This is a genomic window from Herpetosiphon gulosus, from assembly GCF_039545135.1.
GTDB lineage: Bacteria > Chloroflexota > Chloroflexia > Chloroflexales > Herpetosiphonaceae > Herpetosiphon > Herpetosiphon gulosus.
In genome coordinates this window covers 1-2,455 of record NZ_BAABRU010000075.1, presented here as the reverse complement: position 1 = coordinate 2,455, position 2,455 = coordinate 1, and the positions used below count along the sequence as shown (strand labels likewise).

3 protein-coding genes are annotated in these 2,455 nt (G+C 50.2%); 1 reads left to right on the top strand and 2 read right to left on the bottom strand.

All coding sequences use genetic code 11. The features are described from left to right. Positions 1-190 precede the first annotated feature (190 nt). Positions 191-547, top strand: coding sequence for a DUF4158 domain-containing protein (locus ABEB26_RS27055; RefSeq protein WP_486348340.1), 357 nt, complete (start codon positions 191-193; stop codon positions 545-547). Here the strand turns inward: ABEB26_RS27055 and ABEB26_RS26745 are convergent. After that, positions 466-1,149 (bottom strand): tetratricopeptide repeat protein, encoded by a 684-nt coding sequence (locus ABEB26_RS26745; RefSeq protein ID WP_345725151.1) that lies wholly within the window; start codon positions 1,147-1,149, stop codon positions 466-468. The genes ABEB26_RS27055 and ABEB26_RS26745 overlap by 82 nt on opposite strands. Before the next feature lie 141 nt (positions 1,150-1,290). After that, a partial coding sequence (locus ABEB26_RS26740) for a hypothetical protein (RefSeq protein WP_345725150.1) occupies positions 1,291-2,455 on the bottom strand: 1,165 nt, incomplete at its 5' end.

Below are 2,455 nucleotides of genomic sequence, written 5' to 3'. Positions count from 1 at the left end.
CGAATACATCGAAATCTTTTACAATCGCCAACGGCTGCATTCGGGTTTAGGCTACCAAACGCCCGCAACGATTGAAGCGGCGTGGAGCGGATACGAACGATTGTCCATTAAATTATGACCACATCAGGCCGAAGCGGAACGCTTTCCTCGGTCATCGGATGATCTCCTGCATGCTTGGTTTATTCTCCAATTGGGCTATTTCAAAGCGAAGCAGCGCTTTTTCCCCCTCGCTCTGCCAACGATGCAGGATGACCTTCAGTATATCCTTGCGGATCTTGGCTCGCCCATGGAGGCTGCCGACCTTCGCATCCCCAATCCCCGCACCATTAACGAGCAGCGCAAGGCCATTTTGGCGGCGCAGCAGTATCGCTATACTCATGCTGATGAGCGAGCCACCTTATTCCAGATCGCCCTCCAAGCCGCCCGCATTACGCCAAAACCGCAGTACCTGGCCCATATACTCGTTTATTCCGTTGGCACAGCAGCACGCTCCACCTCAGCAGCAACCCGATCAGTAAATTCATACCAATCCCACAGATTCAAATAGCTGGTATCCCACGGCTTGCCATGATACCGGGTCAACAGGCCATGGAGTTCATCGCCAATCGCCCGAATCGCGCTCACATCCGTCTGCACGATCGCCTCGGCTAACCGTCCCGACCATGGGCGATCCGGATTTTCACGCTGGGGCAACGCCGCAATCTTGGCATCATAGATCAACGCTTGCGGTGCATCGCCTTCCATCAGGGCGGATAAGGCCAACAGATCCCAATAGAATTCGACATTGACGGGCCACTCCATCCAAACTGGGTATCCTTCAAGTGCCCGTACTTTCGCAATACATGCACGCATTGACGCTTCATCGCCAATCAGTCGATACAAATTTGCCGCATAAAACCAGTCTCCAGCATGTTCAAATAACGACGAAGACGAACGTGGATCAATCGTGCCTACCCGTTGCTCGACTACTAAGAGGGCTGCCCGCCGAAGATACTCGGTCGCCCGTTCATCACGCAGGTAATAATAACAGCGCCCAAGCTCTTCCCAATCTTCCCAACTTAATGCATAGCCATGGTTTTTTTTTATTTCGATGCGGCTAAGCCGCTCGTGCAGCCGTTTTTGCAATGCCTTCGCTTTTGGCTGAATCATTGAATATGTATCCTTTCTCTTTCACTTTAATGGTGGCTTGACTGCCGATCTACTTCTGTTGTCCAGTGGTACAGAAGCATAATAGTGCTCGCACCATGCATTCCATACTTCTGTACCACGGCTCACCATCATTCTAAACGCTTATCGCCATGGAATTTTAATAACTTCCACTGCTGTAGTATACGCATTCAATTGTTCTAAAACGAGATCCATTCTTGAACCTAGTTTTGGGTTCGCTCCTGATGCAACAACAATCGTTTCATAGGTATGATTCTGGTGGATAACACCACTCAATAGTTGATAGGCCTGACGAACTTTTGGATCACGTGCGTTCACCATTGCGTCCGTGTAGCGGTTATGTTGGTTCCTTAACCATACACGGGAATTCTGGGCCGTTGGCGCACCATTATTGAGGGCTAAGCGCTTGAGTAAGTTCCCACGCCCAAGCCTCAGCTTACTACTATATCCTTTTGCCTCAACCACAACAACCTTCCCCGTTGCGGGATTCACCGCAATGATATCAGGTCCTTGGACGGTATACATGGGGGGTAACCCGTTTAACTGCGCAATCGGCATATTGCTATCCGCATAGAGAATCTGATACCCACGCCCTTCCAAATACAATTTGGCCGTCTCGGTTCCTCGGGCATGCGACAGGACTCTCCCTTGCAACCCTGGATTCCAGCCATTGGCCCTGGTAATTCGTGCATCAATCGTACTCAGCGATACCGGACTCCCTTGGACTAACTCAAACTTATGGGGATTGTCAAACAAGAGCTTGGCAATTGTTTGCATGTTATTACCAGACATCGCCAATTCATCCAGCTCGGTTTTCCCAACGAGGAGCGCAACATCCTCAGTAATCCCAAAAAGCCCCATACAGAAACGGATAAATTGTTGACATGCAGCATCGGGACAATCTTTAAATTTCCCGATAATCCAGCGGGTGAAGGGAGCTTTCGCGGTCGGAATCCATGAGCTATACTTGGTCACAATGGTTGACGATTTCGCCACATTGCCGACAAGCGGTAGAATCCCCAGCGCATTGACCAAGGCATCACCCAGATTGCCCTCAATAATCGCAACCAGTGTATCCCGAATATCGCCAATGGAAAAAATTCCACTCGCAAACCAGCCAGCAATATAGGCAAAGCTTGCGAGCGAACTGTGATCAACCAGGCCAATATCAACCGCCCATTGCCCACCATCCCCATACACGAATCCGGCCAGTGCTGCCTCCCCATAATCCCAGCCCCGCAAATCATAATAGAAGGGATCGAGATCATGGAACATTTCTTCGCGATCA